Here is an 18,653-nt window from a genome sequence, read left to right on the forward strand (position 1 = left end):
GTCAGGTTATATAACACAAGAGACCAATTAATGTAAGCTCAGAAAAAAGACACCTGCAAGCTTTTTGCAGGTGTCTTTTATATTAGATTTAAGGAACTGGCGAACCTTAACGATGTTCTTAAAGCTACCCCCCGAGTGTACAACGTCGCTTATCAATTACTATACGCGCGCAAATTCAGAAGCAGGTGCTTTGGCAGTCGCAAAGCTTTTGCCTACTAGTGGGGCCAGCTGCTCCAAGTCTTTAAGCAATGCGGCAAATTGATCCGGGAACAGAGATTGAACCCCGTCGCCTGTCATGGAATTATCTGGATCTGTATGCATCTCAATAATAAGACCGTCCGCCCCAGCCGCTACGGATGCCTTGGACATCGGTTCGACAAGCTCGCGTCGTCCTGTTCCATGGCTCGGATCGGAAATGACCGGAAGGTGACTCAACCCTTGTAAAACAGGGATGGCAGATAAATCCAGCGTATTCCGGGTGTACGTTTCGAATGTTCGGATTCCACGTTCACAGAGCATGACATTCGGATTGCCGCCGGCAAGAATGTACTCCGCTGCATTCAGGAATTCATCATAGGTTGCACTGAAACCTCTTTTCAACAAAACCGGCTTACCGCAGGTACCCAGTTTCCGAAGCAAATCGAAATTTTGCATATTGCGGGTACCTACTTGCAGAATATCGGCGTACTCCGCGCAAATATCCACGTATTCGGGCGTCATAACCTCCGTAATCGTCAGCAGGCCGTGTTTTTGTCCGGCCTCCGCCATCATAATCAAACCCTCAACGCCAACGCCCTGGAAGCTGTATGGACCCGTACGAGGCTTAAAAGCGCCACCTCTAAGCACCTGTCCGCCTGCTGCCTTAACCAGCTGCGCGATCTCGTCAATCTGCTGTGCGGATTCCACGGCGCATGGACCACCCATGACGACCAGATTGCCGCCGCCAATCTTGGTTCCTTTAATATCAATGACGGTATCATCCGGATGAAAATCACGACTAGCAAGTTTGTAGGACTTGGAGATTTTAACTACATTCTCTACGCCCTTCATTTGGCGAAGATGCTCCGCAAGCTTCGGGTTCACGCTGCCGATCAGCCCGATCACGGTACGGTCCGCCCCCTGGGATACGTGAGCCTGCAGTCCTTCCTTCTCAATCTCGCTTACGATATGCTGAACTTGTTCCTCTGATATTTGATTGGATGTAATTACGATCATAATAAAACCTTCTTTCTGAATATATTCCAATTTCGATCGATGGATGGTCACTTTCGCGCTTGTTCGCTTTTAAGCTTTTATGCTTTTATCCGATAAAGTAAATATACAGAAAAAATCTCCCCTCGTCAAGCCCATTCTTCAAGCCTTCACGATCGGGAGATGTCGATTACCTGTTACATCAATGTTTTGCTGCGTCCTTCCGCTACGGTTCGCTTCACAAGTGGTATCACAATTCTTACCGTTGTCCCAATTCCGGCTCGGCTGAATAACGTGACCCCATATTCGCTGCCATAGTGAAGTTTGATTCGTTGATCCACATTTCGAATACCGTATCCGGCATTGGTTAGATCCTGTCCGCCTGTATTGTCCAAAACTCTGCCGGGCGGGAACCCGACTCCATTATCGATAATTTTAAATTCCAGGACGTCTTCGAGCACTCTGGCGGTAATTCGAACATGAATATAATCCCCGGTCCAGGCATGCTCCAGCACATTCTCGATAAACGGCTGCAAAATCAATTTCACGGTTTCATACCGGACCACTTCCGGCTCAAAATCATAAGTAACCTGCATCCGTTCGTCATATTTAATCTTTTGAATATCGACATACGCCTGGGCCTGTTCCAATTCATTCTTCACAGAGATGATATTCCGGCCATCGTTAAGCGACAGGCGATAAAACTTCGCTAAGTCCATTACCATGCGCTGCAGCTTATCCAGCATTCCAAACCGCGCCAGGCGGCTGATGGAGGATAGGGTGTTGTATAGAAAATGCGGGTTAATCTGTGCATGCAGCGATTCCAGTTCCGCTTCTTTTTTCTGAAGGTCGGCCAGATACACCTCATTAATCAGCTTGCCGATATTGCTGCCCATATCATTCAGGGCTGAAGAAATATGCGTAAATTCATCATTCCCTTTAAAGGATACCCGCTTGTGGAATTCGCCTTCCTGAAACGAGTCCAGCACCGATACGATTTTGGAAACCCGGCGGCTGAAGTATCTGGAGACCAAAATGCTGACCACAAAAAAGATAGCGATACAAATCAAACAGATCAGGTAAGTTAAATTACGAATCTTGACCGTATCTTTCTCCACGATTTGAGCAGGGACAACGGCAATCAAATCCCATCCGAGTTGGGGAATGGGCTTCCGAATGAGGAGGTCGCCGTTCTTGCGAAGTTCTTTTTCCTTGAAGACGGTTGTCTGTATACCTCCCGAGGAAAGAACTACCCGCCCTTGGGAATCCGATAAATATAATGCCGTTCCGTCACCAATCTTGTTGTAATCCATGCTTTCAAACAGGTCGGTCATACTGACGTTGATCCGCATGAATCCGATCTCCTCCGGTTTAATGGTCGAGCTGATATCCACCAACCGCCGCAGCAAGGAAATACGTCCGTTCCTCACATCGTCTTCAATCTGCTTCCATTGCAAAGTTACGCCATAATTCTCATCCTTTGGATACAGTTTATACCATGAGCGGTCCTCTAGCCTGTCATATTGATAAATATCAAACAGACGTTTATTGGAATCCAGCGGATCAGAATACGAATAATTGTCATAGATCTCCCTAAGGTCGTCATTACGCAGGTAGATCGATAACCAGATCCTTCGGTTAGCCGTACTCACCGCGGTCTCCAACTTGGGAATCAGCACATTAATCGTGGTGTCGTAGCTAATCCAAGCGCTTTCAGTAAACCGCAGGCGGCTGTTAAAGGTCGTATCAAAATAAAGCATGTCCGAGATCCGGATCATGTCCTCCATCTTATACGATATATTCTCGCTCATCTGATGCAGCGTACCCTGAATATTGTTATACGTCTGCTCGCGAGTGGACTTTACGAAGACCTGATTCGCAATCTGACCGACAAGCAGCACCGGTATAATGATGAACACGCAGTACGAAATCATTAACTTGTACCCGAAAGGTATCTTGACCCGTATTCGTTCGAATTTCCCTGCCATCACCTGTTTGACCCCATATCTAATCTGAATTTTACAAGTTAAGAGTGCTTGCGCCGATATTCCAGAGGCGTCATTCCATACATTTCCTTAAACTGTCTACTGAAATAAGGCAGATACTGATACCCTGTTTGCGATGCAATTTCGTATATTTTGAGCTTGGTCGTTTTGAGCAGATCTCTAGCGCGCTCCATGCGGAGCTTGATTACATAATCGCTGAAGTTATGTCCAGTTTCTTCCTTAAAAAGCACCCCAAGATAATTCGGTGAAAAAGAAAACCGGTTTGCCATATCTCGCAGCGTGATATTCTCATGCATACGCGCTTGGATATTTTCTATGATCTCTTCGACCAGCCTGCCATTCTTTGTTGATTTACGGTTCTTGAGCATTTCCGAAATTTCCATTGCCTTCATGCGCAGCCATGAGAAAATATCATCCATCGTTTCAAAATGAAGTAGAATGTCGAGATTTTTGAGCTCCAATCCTGCCATACGGTATAAATCTTCATTAATCGTCTGAAGTTGGCCTTCCAGCTTCACCATAATATACACGGCTAAATTGCGTATGGTGAACTTGGATCTGATATTGGATGCAAGCAATTGAATCGCTTCCAGTTCATCATAAATACGAACGATATCATACTCTGTCATGGCTGTAAATAAGGCATCCAGACGGATATCGAGGCTTTTTACATCCTCACGGTCTTCGGTAGGCACCTCGCTGTACAGAATCCATTTACCTTTGCCCCGGAACATTTTGTAGTCCAGCGCGGCCAATGCCTCCTGATACGACGTGTGAAGCTGCTCCAGTTGGTAGACAGCTCTTCCTTCTCCTACCGTCATCGTATAGTTATATTCCCGCTTCAATTCCTCAAGCAGGGATTGAATCTCTTCTTTGCCCCTGCCCCCGTTAAGCAATACAGCCGTCCGCTGATCTGTTACCTTGCATATATATTCGAAGCCGTTCTGTTCGAGCAGTTTATGCAGTCTCGAGAAATACTCCTCTATGACACTAAGCTTTTCCTCGGAATCGAGCAAGCTGCTTCGCCAAGTGCTCACATTATCAAGCTCTAGCAAAATGACACAAACCGGCCAGTGAAGCTCCGTCAATCGGTACTCCCGCTTGATAATATCCAGTATGGCACCATCGTAGGGCCTCTGAAGAATTTGCAGGAGGTACTGATTTTTGAGGATGGGGATCATCTGCTGGTAAGCTTCTTCCGTCTCCTTGCGTTCATGAAGACGATCCAACTCTATCCTCACCTTCGTTAACGCATCAACCAGCTCTTGGTCCTCCATCGGCTTTAGCACATAACTGCATGCATTCAAGGCAATCGCCTGCTTCACATAACCAAAGTCCTGGTAACCGCTTACGAAGATAACCCGGAGTTCCTCCTGCAATTTCAGTGCCCGCTGGGCAAGCTCAAGCCCGGTCATATTCGGCATGCGTACATCGGTAACAAGGATGTCGATCTTCTCCTTTTCGAGAACCTCACAGGCAGCGAAGCCATTATTGACCGAGTCTATCACTTTCATTCCGAGATTTTCCCATGGAATAAAGCTCTTCATGCCCTCTAGATCCAGTATTTCATCGTCTGCCAGCAGCACTTTATACACAGGTTACCATCTCCCCTATAAATTCCGATAAGGGTATACTGCATCAGCAGCATACCCTTCTTGGTTTAAGTAAAGATTATTATTGGCCTTTCATTTTTGCAACGTTTTCTTGCCATTTCGTTGTTTTGAATGCAAGAAGTTTATCGTATCCAGCAGATTGTGCATCCGCTTCCGCTTTGTCGAGGATGGCCAATACTTCGGCATCATCCTTCGCATACAGGGCTTTCGCTCTGGATTCTGTAAAGATATCCTCTACACGCTGACGGATAATTCCTTCCTCACTGTCCGGAGCCGGATCGAGGTTGATGTATTCCGTAGCATTGGCTTGGGTTTTCCAAGTGATTTCATACTGCCAACGAGTGGACCAGTTGCGCTGCTCTTCTGGCAATGTGCTCTCGTATTTTGCTTTTGCTGTATCAATAAATACCGTGTTACCATTCCAGTGCAGGTTCGTTGTGATTGCTTGAAGTTTGTTAAGACCGGCTGCATCAGATACATATTTCTCCGTGAATTTAGGTGTCACGCCGTCTTCTTCAAAACCATCCCAATATCCTCCTGGAGGGCCCCACATCAGAACGCTTTGTCCTTCAGGACCTGTATACCAATCTAGGAAAGCAAAGATAGCTTCTGGATCTTTAGCGGACTTCGTAATTACGCTTACGTTCCAACCCAATTGCGTATAAGTACCAGGGAAGATTTTGTTCTTGTCGAGGCCTTCTTTGTGAATCGGCCAGATCATGAAATATCCTCCGTTTGGATCTTTTGCTGCCAACTCTGCATGGGCATTCATTGCATTTTCAGTCGGGCTTGATGCAGCGTAAACTGCAACGCGTCCAGTGTTCACTTTCTCTTTAACCTGGTCAACCGTTTGAGTCATAGCATCCTGAGAAATCAACTTCTCACGGAACAGCTTCGCAGAATACTGCATCGACTCACGGAAGATCGGATCAGTAAAGATGGAAGACAGCTTGTCACCGTTAGGTACGCCGCGGATGCTGATCCAGCGCGTTAGAGCATTTTCAGCAAAAGCGGAATACAGTACTTCAATGCCTTGACCTTGAACGTGTGGTTCAAATGGAACAACTTTATCGCCGTATTTGGCTTTAACTGCTTTCAGATATTCGTACAAGTCATCTGTTGTTTCCAGTTTAGGTGAACCTAACTCATGGTAGATTTGTTTATTAACAACATACCCTGCGTTACCGTTCGGTTGGTTCGTATACCAGTTCGGGAACTGATACAGTTTACCGTCAGGGGAACGAAGCATGTTCAGACCTTCCTCACCCATCCATTCCTTCAGGTTAGGGTATTTATCGAGATAATCGTCATAAGGCACAAGCATGTCTGCTTGACGCAGCTTCTCTACATCCGGTCCGCGATCCATCCACATGACATCTGGAAGCTCCGTGGAAGCAATCATGGTATTGAATTTTTGTTGTGCGTTACCTTGCGAATGAATGGCATTTACGGTTACTTTCTTATTCTCTTTAATCCATTTTGAGGATTCGTCTTGCCCCCATGGAGGCATGGTGTACTCGTTATAATGACCATAGAAGCTGAACTCAAGCGGAGTTTCGCCAAGCACAAACTTGTCAGATGCCTCCGTTGGAGGCGTGCTAGTTCCACCTTCGCCCGCAGGAGCTGGGTCAGCAGTTTTGGCTCCGCCGCCGCCGCATGCAGAAAGCATTAGCGCTGCCGCAAGCAAAGCCGTCATCGATGTGGTCAGCGATTTCTTTCTCAACCTCATTCTCTAATTTCCCCTTTCGTCTTTACACTTGATATTTATGTCTAAAGCATAATGCTTCAAACAACACATATTGTTTCCCTTACTCTTTCAGGGAGCCTACCAGAACACCTTTAACGAAGTGCTTCTGTACGAATGGATACACCATAATAATCGGAAGTGTTGCCACCATCATGGTTGCCATGGACAGCGACTTGGAGGTCACACTCTGCATACGGGAGAGAACGGCCTGAGAAGCCGAATCTAGATTGCTCATCTGTTCAGACATAATATTAGAGTTCAATATTTGGCGAAGCATGGTCTGAATTGGCAGCAAGTTCTCGTTATTGATGTAGATACTCGGCAAGAACCATTCATTCCAATGCGAAACCGCGGTGAACAATGACAATGTTGCGATTACCGGACCGGACAGTGGGAGAATGATCTTAAAGAAAATACCCCAGTTGCCACAGCCGTCAATTTTGGCGGACTCTTCAAGGCCATTCGGGAGGCCGTTAAAGAACGTCCGGAAGATGATCATGTTCCACACACTTACCAAGCCCGGAATAATGAACACCCAGAAAGAATCCATCAGACCCAAACCGCGAACGAGCATAAAGGATGGGATCAAGCCACCGCCAAAATACATCGTAATAATACACATAACCATGTAGTACTTACGGCCGATCAGTTCGCTCTTCGTCATCCCATAAGCGAAGATAGAGGTTACAAGTATGGAGGAGATGGTTCCGATCACGGTACGAAGCACCGAAATCTTGAAACCATTCAGCAGCCTGTTATCCTGAAAGACGATCCCATAATTCTCTAATGTAAAGTCCCGGGGCCAGAAGGTAACGCCCCCCATTGCTGTATCTGAACCTGAGTTAAATGAAATGACAAGTCCGTTCCAAAACGGATAAAAAGTTACAAAGGCCAGTAATGCCAAGAAGATATAAATGATGACCATCATCACTTTGTCACCAAATGCTAGACGTACCACAATTACCCGCTCCCTTCATCATAGTGGTCTTTTACCATAAGCTGTTCCCTGATTTACGTGCAATCAAGTTGGCAATCGTCAGAAGCATGACGCTGATTACCGCTTTAAACAAGCCTACAGCCGTTGCATATGAGAATCGGGAATTTTCAATACCTATTCGATAGACATACGTGTCGATAACGTCGGATACCTCTCGCAATACCGGATTCTTAGCCAAGAGCAAGATGTCTTCGAAGCCCGCAGTTAGCAAGTTACCAATGGCAAGAATCATAAAGATAACAACGACTGGCATAATCGATGGAAGCGTAATCGTAAAGATCTGCCTGAATTTGCTTGCGCCATCCATGTCCGCTGCTTCGTACATGTGCGGGTCAACCCCGGCAACAGCTGCCAAGTAAACAATCGAGGAGAACCCAATCTCTTTCCAAACCCCTGTCGTTACGAGTATCGTCCAGAAATACTCAGGAATGGACAGGAAGTTGAGCGGTTCTTCGATCAAATTCAGCTTCTGTAGCAGAATGTTCACACTGCCGTTATCCGTTGACAAGAGAGAAATCGCAAATCCTGAAACGATAACCCAAGACAGGAAGTGCGGTAGATAACTGACGGTTTGCACCAATCTCTTGAAGAACATATGCCGAACCTCGTTCAGCATCAGCGCCAGCATAATCGGTGCAGGGAAACCAATGATAAATTTAAGTAAACTGATGACGATCGTGTTTCGCATAACCGTCATAAATTCAGGTGATTCAAAAAACATTTCGAAATGCTTGAATCCAGCCCATGGGCTCTCGCCCATCCCTTTGAAAATGTTATAGTCCTGGAAAGCCATTAGAATACCGTACATCGGTATATAGCTAAACACAAAAATGAGTGCGAGTGCAGGAAGCACCATTAACTGAATATCCCATTGTTTAGCAAAGCGAATCAATAAGCTGTCCTTTTTCCGTTTTGGAACAGGTTCCTGTTCTACGGATATTTGCGCCATGTCCAACCCCCCGTGTGTTCTATGCCATGAAGTTTACCTGATGTCTAACATTGTAGAATAAACTATCCAATATAAACATTTGCCTATTCAACGAAAAATGATATTATTCAATCGAAAATTAAAACGCTTACAGATTCGGGATATTTACGGGGTTACTGCTAGTCCAAAAAATGATCCTGTATCCGGCGAGGTTGTCCAATATTCAGCCTTCCGTTCTTAGTACGGGACATAGAAAATCCCCTTAGGTCTATAGTGTCAAGTTCATTTCACATGAACTTTTGTTCCACCATTCACCACAAGGGGAGAGAGTTTATCAATTAGCACTATTTGGCTAAACCATTCTTAATTTGAACTATTAAAATGGATCTCTTGTTATGTTTAGGCAATGATTCATGAACGGATATCATTTCTGGTAACACTATCAATATTTAGCTAAACGCTGTCCTCTGCTGGTATGCTATAAACCATTTTCTGTAATGTCAATGGACTGGAACTCCTAATATATCATAGGTGATCATGAAAATAAACGCTTATCCCCCTGTTCTGTGATCTCATCCAGTTAAGCATATTTTCTTATAGTGAAACCGCATCCGATGAGCGTTGTTTTACATTCTACTTCTCCTGCTCCTTTATCACCTGTTCAATTCCTAACAGAATCAGCTTCCATCCGAACTCAAACGCTGCATCTGTCCCCATCAGCTCAAAAAGCCCATTCTTGTACATCCTCCGGAACACTCCCGCTTCCGTCTCGCTCATGGAGTCCAGAAGACGGATCATCTCCCCGCCCGGAATCGCTACCTGGTCCTTAAGCATCGCGGAGATATTGCGCTGGTGCTGATACTCGTCCAAAACGAAGTAGAAAACATAGTTCAGAAGCGTAATAACGGCTTGTAATTTCTGCTCTTGCTCAAGTGGTGTTGGCTCCATGCAGAGCAGCATACGGTTGGTTAACCGAATCATGTCAGGCTCGTGGGGCAGCGTCATCATCATGAGCTGCGTCGAGCAGGGGTACCGACGAAGCACACTCTGTACCGTTATCGCAAGACCCGCCATCTGCTCCTTCCAGTCCCCCTCGGTGTGGAACTCCTCCAGGATAATTTTCGATATCTGATTAGCCAGACGCTGATAGAGATTCTGCTTGCTCTTAAAATACCAGTACAGAGAAGGAGCCTGAATCCCCAGCCGGTCAGCCAATCGTCTCATGCTGAATTTCTCGATGCCCTCTTCCCCCAAAAGCTCCCACGAAGTTTTCAAAATCTTATCCTCCGAAATCTGAGGTTGCTGTTTTTTCATCGGTATCCACCCTTTTATCTAACAGTGTAAGTTTATCTTTACAAGTTTATTGTTACATGATATCATCTAACACTGTAAGGTTCAACCTAACACTGTTAGATTGAAAACCCAAAAAAATGAAGAAAGTAGTGACCCATATGGATGCAGAAAACCTCCATTTCTTTGAAAAGGCACCTGTCGCAAAAGCCGTAGCTCACTTCGCAGTACCGATGATGCTAGGCACGTCAATGAGTGTCATCTATTCCATCTTGAATGCCTATTTCCTTGGTACACTGGGCAATACTTCCATGTTAACCGCACTCGCACTAACCTTGCCGTTATTCGCTGTCATTATGGCGTTAGGCAACTTGATTGGCATGGGTAGCGGTACATTCATCTCCCGGCTGCTAGGAGAGAAAAAAAAGGACGATGTAAAGCATGTATCTTCATTCGCCTTTTACAGCAGTTTAGTTCTCGGTTTAATCGTGATGGCGATCGGCCTTCCGTTGATCGATCCAATCGTGCATGGCCTAGGGGCAACGCCAGACTCTTTCGGATTCACGAAGGACTATGTCACGATTATGCTTATTGGTGCCCCTTTTGTCGTATTATTTTTCACGCTGGAGAACATCGTGCGCTCAGAAGGCGCAGCAATCACGTCGATGATTGGCATGATTCTCAGTGTTGTCGTAAATATTATTCTTGATGCACTAGCCATCTTCGTCTTCCATTTGGGCGTGATCGGCGTTGCGTCTGCCACGGTCATCTCTAACCTTGTTGCAAGTGCATTTTATGCCTACCATATGGGATATAAGAGCCAATTCCTAACTATCTCCGTAAAATGGTTCAAGGTTACCATGGACATTCTGAGCAATGTATTTAAAATTGGAGTTCCCGTCTTTATTATGAGTATCTTCTTGGGTGCAATGTCCCTCATCGTGAACCATTTTCTTGTCGAATATGGGGAGCAGGCTATAGCGGGGTACGGAATTTCATCACGTTTATTGCAATTTCCTGAGTTTATTCTGATGGGCTTATGTGAGGGAGTCGTGCCATTGATTGCCTTCTCTTTTACAGCGAATAAATTACGCATGAAACAAACGATTGGATTTACGATAAAAGCGATTGTGGCGTTAGCAGTCGTGTTTGGCGTCATCGTCTATCTGATTTCCGACCATTTAATTGGTTTATTTACAAAGGACCCGCAATTAATTCAAATGGGAAGCTACATTCTACATGTGACATTCTTATCCCTGTTCATTTCAGGAATGACCACGTTGTTTACGGGGATCTTTCAAGCAACAGCGCAAGGAAGCGCCGCGTTTATTATGTCAGTTATTCAAGGAATTACTCTAATTCCTGTGCTATTTATCGCCAATCGAATGAACGGCTTCCACGGGGTGGTCTGGTCGCTCGTCATTGCGGATGTCGTCGCGTTCCTTGTTGGAGCCATCATGTTGTACGTTCTGCGGAATAAATTGCAGCCGGAGCTGAATACTTTAGTACAGTAGAATACAATGACACCCAAAAAGGCAGTGGTACCCCGGATCGATATGTAAGGCTTAGCAGTACTTCTATCTTCTAGCTCATCGCATTGTTTTTGAACTCTTCCACTGAAGCTACCTCTCTAAATGAAGCATTTTGATCTGGAAAGAAGATCAGAATGTATCGAAAAGCGAGAAAGCTGACCCAGGAAGAGCTAGGAGAATATCTGCAAATTGATCAGTCGTATTTGGGAAGGATCGAACGGAGAGAAGTTAATATTACTTTATTGGTCCATGGTATATTGAATGTACAAAAGAAACCGTTCCTTTTCGTAAATGGTTTGGGTCGCACCTCCATTTTACCGAAGAACGGTTTCTTTACGTCTAAAATATTAAGCAATCTGCACGGCGTAGCGGAGAGGACGAATCGATTCCGGACAAGCAACAGCGATGGTAGGAACGATTCCTACATGGAGCATCTTCTAACAGCAAGAAAGAGGCCCTCCCACAAGATCTAAGATCTTTTGGGACAGCCCCATTAAGAAAAAGCATCCATTCTTATGACTTGCTCTTTACCCGAACCGGCGGAAGCAGTTTATTCATATTCACCGTACGTTTGATCTCCCAAGTTTCCGGCTGATCATGTTCATACTGTTCCAAATAGGCGATGACTTCCTTGGTAATTGGAGTCGGTGTTGAAGCCCCTGATGTCACTGCTACTTTGCCTACGCCTTCAAGCCATTCGCGTTTAAGCTCCGTCACATCGCCAATGCGGTGAGCCGGAACGCCTGCTATCTCTTCGGATACCTGTGCAAGACGGTTCGAGTTATTACTGCGCGGATCTCCAACCACGATGACCAAATCCGCCTGACCCGCTTGCTCGGCTACCGCTTCCTGCCGAACTTGCGTTGCAAGGCAAATTTCATTATGAATCTCCGCTCCCGGGAATTTATCGAGCAGACTCTTCATGATATGCTTGATATCCCATTGACTCATCGTTGTCTGGTTCGTAATGATGACTCGGGACGAATTTACCTGAAGCTGTTCAATCTCTTCTTCCTTCTCGATCAGATGCACGTGATCCGGAGCGATCCCGATCGCGCCTTCCGGCTCGGGATGTCCCTTCTTCCCGATATAAATGATCTCATACCCGTCCGCTACCTTTTCTCGGATCAAATCATGGGTTTTCGTAACATCAGGACAAGTTGCGTCGAGCGTGGTTAACCCTTTATCTCTCGCAAGCTTGCGTACTTCGGGAGAGACTCCGTGTGCGGTAAAAATAACGGTGCCGCTCTCCACCTGACTCAGGATTTCCATCCGATTCGGACCGTCCAGGGTAATGATACCTTCATCCTCAAAGGATTGCGTGACATGACTGTTATGCACGATCATGCCCAATATATAAATAGGCCGAGGAAGATCCAGATTCTGGGCCGCCTGACGTGCCAAGACCATAGCGTCAACGACACCGTAACAGTAACCTCTCGGTGATATTTTCAAGACTTCGATGATCTTCACCTGCTTTCCGTTGTAATACGTAAAGTATCCAGTCTATTATAACCTATTCCAGAGGAGGCGCAAAGACGACGGGCAGCCAGACGATAAAAGTGCTGCCTTCCCCTCTTCGGGTAACAACCTCGACAGAGCCCTTGTGCTCATCAATAATCCATTTGGCGATAGACAGTCCAAGACCGGTCCCGCTCGTCACGCCTCTGGACTGGTCCGCACGATAGAAACGCTCGAATATAAACGGAACCTCATCCTTATCCATACCGATCCCCGTATCCGAAATGCGCAGACCGACCTGACCCTTGTACAGGACGACATCCAGACTGACTTCACCCTCCGGCGTATACTTGAACGCATTCTCGATAAAGATGAACAGCATCTGCTGTAAGTAGTCCTTATTTCCTTCTACATAAACACCGTTCAGGACAGACAGTTCTCCGACATGCCACTCAGCGGTTTTCTCGAGGAAATGAGCGCGCCGTGCGACCTCTTCAACCAAAGGCTGCAGAGGGACCGGATCCAGTTCAAAGGTCTGGCCAGTATCGGCCCGTGCCAGAGACAGCATATCGTTCACCAGCCGGCTCATCCGCTTCGCTTCATCGGATATATCTCCCACCGCTTCGACCGAGATTTGCTTAATCGTTTCCTCGTCCATATTCGCTCTCTCGCCAGGGGCTTCCGTCCACATCTTCTGGAGGAGATCCACATTCCCCCGGATGGTGGTCAGCGGCGTTCGAAGTTCATGGGAAGCATCCGATACAAACCGGCGCTGCGCCGCATAGGCATCTTCAAGCTCTTTGTAAAAGCCCTCCGTCCTCTCAAGCATTCCGTTAAACGTGCCGATTAACTGACCAATCTCGTCCTCCGGACCATCGTATTCGATTCGTACGCTGAGGTCAGTCCCTTTCTGGATTTGCTCCGCAGCCTCCGTGACCTTGCCGATCGGTTTCATGGATTTCCGGGCGAGGAACAACCCTAATGTTGAAGCAATGACAAGTGTTGCTGCCGATCCCATGATGAGGATGGATTGGAGTCGGTCCAGGGTTTGATCGATGGTTCGCGTGTTTGCTCCGACTTGTATCCAGCCGAACAATTTGCCTGAATTTGTCTCTACAACCTGGTTTTCAAATACCAAGAACGAATTATTGTTCACAGTAACACGCTTAAACGCATGTTTAGTTGAATTTAAAGCTTTCTCTACAGAAGGAACGTCAAATTGGATACCGCTAAACGCCATATTCTGGGACTGCCATAGTTTACCATTGTAAAATGTATAGGTCTGCACATACAGATCTGCCTCCTCTAAGCTGATTGCTGAGGATCTATTAGGCAGAACTTCCACCGCACCTTGCGTAAAACCTATTTTATCGGCTTGCTGTGCAATCCGCTGCTTTAACTCCTCATACGTATACAAATGGACAAAACCATACACCGCCGAGCTGAAAATCAGCAGTGTCACAAATAAAATGCCGGTATACCATGCTGTCAGTCTCAACCGAATGGACATGCTAGTTATCTCCTCTTAAAATATAGCCGGCTCCGCGGATCGTCTGGATCAGCCGTTTACCTCCATGTTCCTCGGTCTTTTGCCGGAGCATGGCGATATAAACCTCCAGCACGTTGGACTCCCCGCTGTAATCATAGCCCCATATTTTATCCATTATTAAATCACGGGACAGCACCCGCTTCGGATTTTGCATAAACAGATGCAGCAGCTCAAATTCCTTGGCGGTGAGCTCTAGTCTCTGCCCGCTGCGAATAACTTCCCTTGCATCGGTATCCATCACAAGATCCTCGTAGGTCAGTCGGTGGTTAGAGCTATCGTCTCCGGTTTTACGGCGCAGCAAAGCCCGTACGCGGGCAAGCAGTTCCTCCAGCGCGAAAGGTTTGACCAGATAATCATCCGCTCCGGTATCCAGTCCCTTCACCCGATTCTCCACTTCATCCTTCGCGGTCAGCATCAGCACCGGTGTCGTGCTTCCGCCTTCCCGGAGTCTGCGCAACGCTTCAAATCCATCGACTTGAGGCATCATCACATCCAGAACGACAACATCCGGGTCCTCACTCAATATCACCTTCAAGCCTTCCGCTCCGTTGGATGCGGTTAGGACGTCATAGCCCTCAAACGCAAGTCCCCTGCGCAGCATGGAAATAATTTTCTCATCATCATCTACAATTAATATCCGGGATCGCATAGCGGCATCTCCTCTATCTTCTAGCGTTTAATTTAGTTCGACGTTACAATCCCATTATATCGGTCGCCTCAAGGACAAGACAAGCGGAAGGGAACGGTCCCTTCCGCTTGTTGTCACACTTATCCAGGGTTACGGTTGCTGTTGTTGCTGCTGTTGGGATAGATCAAACTTATTACGGTCCCCAATCGTCAGCGGCAAATCCATATTCTTACCGTTACGAACCACATTCAGTGTGATTTTATCTCCAACCTTCTTCGATTGTATGAATTCAGTCAGATCCTTCGAGGTCGGATATTTTGTTCCGTCCACACCTACAATGATGTCATATTGACGCAGGTCTGCTTCATAAGCCGGCGAACGGAATACAACGCTGTCAACAAAAGAACCTTCCTTCACATCGGTACCCAAAGACTGGGCAATTTGCGGAGTGACCGTTCCCAGGCTTGCCCCGATAAACGGAATCGGCTCTTTCGGAACTTCCTCATTATTCTTCAGGTATTCCACAACTTCCTTGATCGTACTGGACGGAATTGCAAATCCGATCCCTTGCGCTTCCGCGCTGACGGCTACGTTCATCCCGATAACCTCGCCCTTCAGATTGAGAAGCGGTCCGCCGGAGTTACCCGGATTAATCGAAGCATCGGTTTGCAGAAGATGCTCGTAATTACGATCATCCTCGCCATTAGTGCCTTGAATATCGATCTCGCGTTCCTTCGAGCTAAGTACGCCTGCGGTTACCGTATGCTCAAAACCATGCGGGTTACCGATGGCAACAAGCCATTCACCGACCTTCAGCGAATTGGAGTCGCCTAGCTGCACCGTCGGGAAATCGGCCCCTTCGATTTTTAGCACGGCCAAGTCGAGCTCATAGCTGGAACCGAGCAGCTTCGCTTCATAAGGCTTTTTGGTACCCTGTACCGTTACTTGGATCACATCTGAGCCATGGATCACATGCTCATTCGTCAAAATGTATCCCGACTTCTCAAAGATGAAACCCGAGCCGATGCCGGAAGGCTGAAGCTGGGATTCCTGACCTCCGTTGTTGCTGCTTCCACCGTTTCCACTGTTTCCGCCATTTCCTTCCTGGCTCGATTGGCCGCCGCCGAAGAAGTACCAGAACGGATCATTCATATTCGGATTCGTGCCTTGGCGATTGCTGCTCTTCACAAGCGTCTCGATCAGTACAACGGCAGGACTTGCCTGATCCACAACCGCCGATACATCGCCTTGACCCGAAGGAATCATGGCCGATGCCGTAGTAGCTCCGCCGTTATCATCGACTTTGGCTGAAGTTTCTTGGGCTGGCTCTGAAGAATACGCCGCATCAGGTGTAAACAGATTCGTGCGGTCAGCGGCAAACATCAGGCTCGAAATGACAAGGACACCTGCCATGAAGGACAACAGCACCGTCTTCACGGAATTTTTAGGCTTCTGGCTATAGTTCCATTCTTTATTTCTTTGCATCGGATCCATAGACCCGCCGCCCCCCTGGCTTCCGGAGGAATGGGACTGCGAGAAACCGGAGGATGGAATCGGTTTGACAGGTTGCGGAGCGGTAACTTCCACTTCCTTCGATTCCCGGCTCTGGTATGGCCGCTCTGGCTGCTGATCATCACGTTCGCTGGGTATGGACTGAAACGGTCCGTAAGAATAGTAATAAGACGAATTCTTCGTGGATGCTTCCTCACGTCTCGGTGCTTCATTGTTATTCGACTCGTTGTTCATTCCCTCATCATCCGGATACCCGTAGCGCTTTCTTTGGTCGTCCATAGGTCTACCTCCTATTTAAAATCACTTGCTTCCAAGTGGTTTAATTGATTAACTGTTCTTATTGTGTACTATAAACCTTAATAGTACCTTAAAAACAATTAAAAGGCAGATAAAAAGAAAGCTACGGCCGCATCAAGGGAATCTGATCCGAGTGGAGTCGCTACATTTTGACCCATCCCTTACGGTGGGCGTAGATCGCCAACTGTGTGCGGTCTTCCAGCTCACACTTCATCAGCAGATTGCTGACATGGGTTTTGACCGTTTTTATGCTGATATGCAGCTCCTCGCCGATATCTTTGTTGCTCTTGCCTTCGGCAATGAGCAGCAAAACTTCCTTCTCGCGCTCGGTAAGCCCGGATTCATCACCGTTCACCATATGTCGGCGGATCCCGCGGGTGAGTGCTTCCGACACGTCTTTGGTCATGACCGGCATACCCCTAAACGCTCCCTGAAGAGCGTAGATGAGCTCGTCGGCCGAAACGGTCTTCAGTACATAACTAACAGCCCCCGCTTCAATGCACTCAACCACAAGCTCGTCTTCGAGAAAGCTGGTCAGAATCACGATCTTCTGGTCCGGGAACTCGGACATGACCGCACGTGTGGTCTCTGCCCCGTTCATCACCGGCATCATCAGATCCATAAGAATGAGATCAGGCCGGTCTGCCTCATCCCCATTTCTTAACATATCGACAACCTCTTGGCCGTTTGCGGCCTCTCCGATCACTTCAAATCCCGGGTCCAGTGACAAATACGTTTTTAATCCCATTCGAACCATATCATGATCATCCGCCAGCAATATCCGAATCGTTCCCATAATGATGTTGTCCCCTCTCTATTCCACTGGCTCAGCCAGCACTTCCTGATCCTTGCTCTTTTCCGCAGTCGGTCCCTGATTGCCCTCGGCCTCAAACAGCGGAATATTCACGCGAACCGTTGTTCCTGCACCCTTTTTACTTATAATATCGACCTGCCCGCCAAGCTTTTCAGCTCGCTCACGCATCGTGGACAGCCCGTATGAACCCTGCTTGCCTGCCACCTCGTCAAACCCAATCCCATCGTCGCTAATGCTTAAAATAACGCGTTTCTCATCCTCACGAAGCGACATGCTGACAAGGCTTGCACCGGCATGTTTCACAATATTAGCCACTGCTTCCTGTATAATCAGGAACAGCTGATGCTCAATCGCATCCGACACTCCGCCGTAAAGTTCCACATCCTTCATGCCCTTCAGGCCATTTTGGCGACAATAATCTGGGAACCACCGTTCGAGTGCCTCCTCTAGGGTTCTTCCTTCCAGTTCAACAGGCCGAAGCTGTGCAATTAGCGCACGCATCTGCTTCTGCGCAACGTGAGACATCTCAATCAACTGGCCAAGCACTTTATCGCCCTGCTCCGGGTTTCTCTTCAGAACCGCCGGAAGCGATGAAGCCGACATATGGATCGCGAACAGCTGCTGACTGACCGTATCATGCAGGTCTCTGGCCATCCGGCGTCGTTCCTCAAGCACCGCGGCTTCCGCAGCAATCTCTTTCTCAATGACATCCTGCTCACCCAGGCGCTGCAGCAGCTTCATCTTCTTCTCCAGCGCTTCTGTCATTCCGTTAAACTCATCGTATACTCTGGCAAAAGAGCCGTCTTCCATGGCTGGCAGTCGCACGTTCAGATTTCCTTTGGCAACCTGCAGCATGTTCAGATGAAGCAGGTCCAGCGGTCGCTGGATGCGCTGTCCCGCAATGTATCCCGCAATCCCCGTAAACAGAAGTACACCGACCGTGTAATACACCCACAGCCGGTTATCTTCAATATGTATGTAGCCGGATTGGTTTGCTGTATACAGGAAAACAGCAACCCCGGCTCCAATCAACAGAAAGTAAAACAGTATCACCCATTTGGTATTTTTCAATATTCCCATCATAACGG

Annotated in this window: 15 protein-coding genes; 2 read left to right on the forward strand and 13 right to left on the reverse strand. The window is 47.2% G+C overall.

Annotated elements, in window-relative coordinates; translation table 11 throughout:
- Positions 1-159 precede the first annotated feature (159 nt).
- From aroF to ABEW73_RS04450, 7 genes are all read right to left on the reverse strand, one after another.
- The gene (aroF, locus tag ABEW73_RS04420; RefSeq protein ID WP_326117124.1) at positions 160-1,215 is read right to left on the reverse strand and encodes a 3-deoxy-7-phosphoheptulonate synthase; all 1,056 of its coding nucleotides are present in this window, start codon (positions 1,213-1,215) and stop codon (positions 160-162) included.
- A 173-nt stretch (positions 1,216-1,388) separates the two neighbouring features.
- Positions 1,389-3,179, reverse strand: a complete 1,791-nt coding sequence (locus tag ABEW73_RS04425) for a sensor histidine kinase (protein WP_430161806.1) — start codon at positions 3,177-3,179, stop codon at positions 1,389-1,391.
- A 38-nt stretch (positions 3,180-3,217) separates the two neighbouring features.
- Positions 3,218-4,792 (reverse strand): helix-turn-helix domain-containing protein, encoded by a 1,575-nt coding sequence (locus ABEW73_RS04430; RefSeq protein ID WP_430161804.1) that lies wholly within the window; start codon positions 4,790-4,792, stop codon positions 3,218-3,220.
- A gap of 79 nt (positions 4,793-4,871) precedes the next feature.
- A complete protein-coding gene (locus ABEW73_RS04435; RefSeq protein WP_430161802.1) occupies positions 4,872-6,539 on the reverse strand; it encodes an extracellular solute-binding protein in 1,668 nt (555 codons plus the stop codon).
- Positions 6,540-6,618: 79 nt separating this feature from the next.
- Positions 6,619-7,515 carry a carbohydrate ABC transporter permease gene (locus ABEW73_RS04440; RefSeq protein ID WP_076324467.1) on the reverse strand — a complete coding sequence of 299 codons (897 nt, stop codon included), beginning with the start codon at positions 7,513-7,515 and terminating at the stop codon, positions 6,619-6,621.
- Between the two features lie 31 nt (positions 7,516-7,546).
- Positions 7,547-8,503: an ABC transporter permease gene (locus ABEW73_RS04445; RefSeq protein ID WP_076324468.1), complete on the reverse strand. Its 957-nt coding sequence runs from the start codon at positions 8,501-8,503 to the stop codon at positions 7,547-7,549.
- A gap of 612 nt (positions 8,504-9,115) precedes the next feature.
- Positions 9,116-9,796, reverse strand: coding sequence for a TetR/AcrR family transcriptional regulator (locus ABEW73_RS04450; RefSeq protein ID WP_430161800.1), 681 nt, complete (start codon positions 9,794-9,796; stop codon positions 9,116-9,118).
- A 137-nt stretch (positions 9,797-9,933) separates the two neighbouring features.
- Here ABEW73_RS04450 and ABEW73_RS04455 point away from each other — a divergent pair, with 137 nt between their 5' ends.
- Both ABEW73_RS04455 and ABEW73_RS04460 read left to right on the forward strand, forming a co-directional pair.
- Complete coding sequence (locus tag ABEW73_RS04455) at positions 9,934-11,286, forward strand: MATE family efflux transporter (protein WP_430161798.1); 1,353 nt, start codon at positions 9,934-9,936, stop codon at positions 11,284-11,286.
- Between the two features lie 152 nt (positions 11,287-11,438).
- Entirely contained in the window at positions 11,439-11,777 is a 339-nt protein-coding gene (locus tag ABEW73_RS04460) for a helix-turn-helix domain-containing protein (protein ID WP_430161796.1), read from the forward strand.
- A 40-nt stretch (positions 11,778-11,817) separates the two neighbouring features.
- Here the strand turns inward: ABEW73_RS04460 and ABEW73_RS04465 are convergent, their stop codons facing one another.
- The 6 genes from ABEW73_RS04465 to ABEW73_RS04490 all read right to left on the reverse strand — a co-directional run bounded on the left by ABEW73_RS04465 (position 11,818) and on the right by ABEW73_RS04490 (position 18,648).
- Entirely contained in the window at positions 11,818-12,768 is a 951-nt protein-coding gene (locus tag ABEW73_RS04465) for a 4-hydroxy-3-methylbut-2-enyl diphosphate reductase (RefSeq protein WP_430162188.1), read from the reverse strand.
- A gap of 52 nt (positions 12,769-12,820) precedes the next feature.
- Complete coding sequence (locus ABEW73_RS04470) at positions 12,821-14,275, reverse strand: sensor histidine kinase (RefSeq protein ID WP_430161794.1); 1,455 nt, start codon at positions 14,273-14,275, stop codon at positions 12,821-12,823.
- Between the two features lies 1 nt (position 14,276).
- Positions 14,277-14,963: a response regulator transcription factor gene (locus tag ABEW73_RS04475; protein ID WP_213643504.1), complete on the reverse strand. Its 687-nt coding sequence runs from the start codon at positions 14,961-14,963 to the stop codon at positions 14,277-14,279.
- 129 nt (positions 14,964-15,092) lie between these two features.
- On the reverse strand, positions 15,093-16,733 hold the full coding sequence (locus ABEW73_RS04480) for a S1C family serine protease (protein WP_430161792.1): 1,641 nt from the start codon (positions 16,731-16,733) through the stop codon (positions 15,093-15,095).
- A gap of 160 nt (positions 16,734-16,893) precedes the next feature.
- Positions 16,894-17,547, reverse strand: a complete 654-nt coding sequence (locus ABEW73_RS04485; protein WP_430161790.1) for a response regulator — start codon at positions 17,545-17,547, stop codon at positions 16,894-16,896.
- A gap of 18 nt (positions 17,548-17,565) precedes the next feature.
- Positions 17,566-18,648, reverse strand: coding sequence for a histidine kinase (locus ABEW73_RS04490; protein WP_430161788.1), 1,083 nt, complete (start codon positions 18,646-18,648; stop codon positions 17,566-17,568).
- Between the last annotated feature and the right edge of the window lie 5 nt (positions 18,649-18,653).

This window comes from Paenibacillus lautus (genome assembly GCF_050482385.1).
Taxonomy (GTDB): Bacteria; Bacillota; Bacilli; order Paenibacillales; family Paenibacillaceae; genus Paenibacillus_AQ; species Paenibacillus_AQ lautus_B.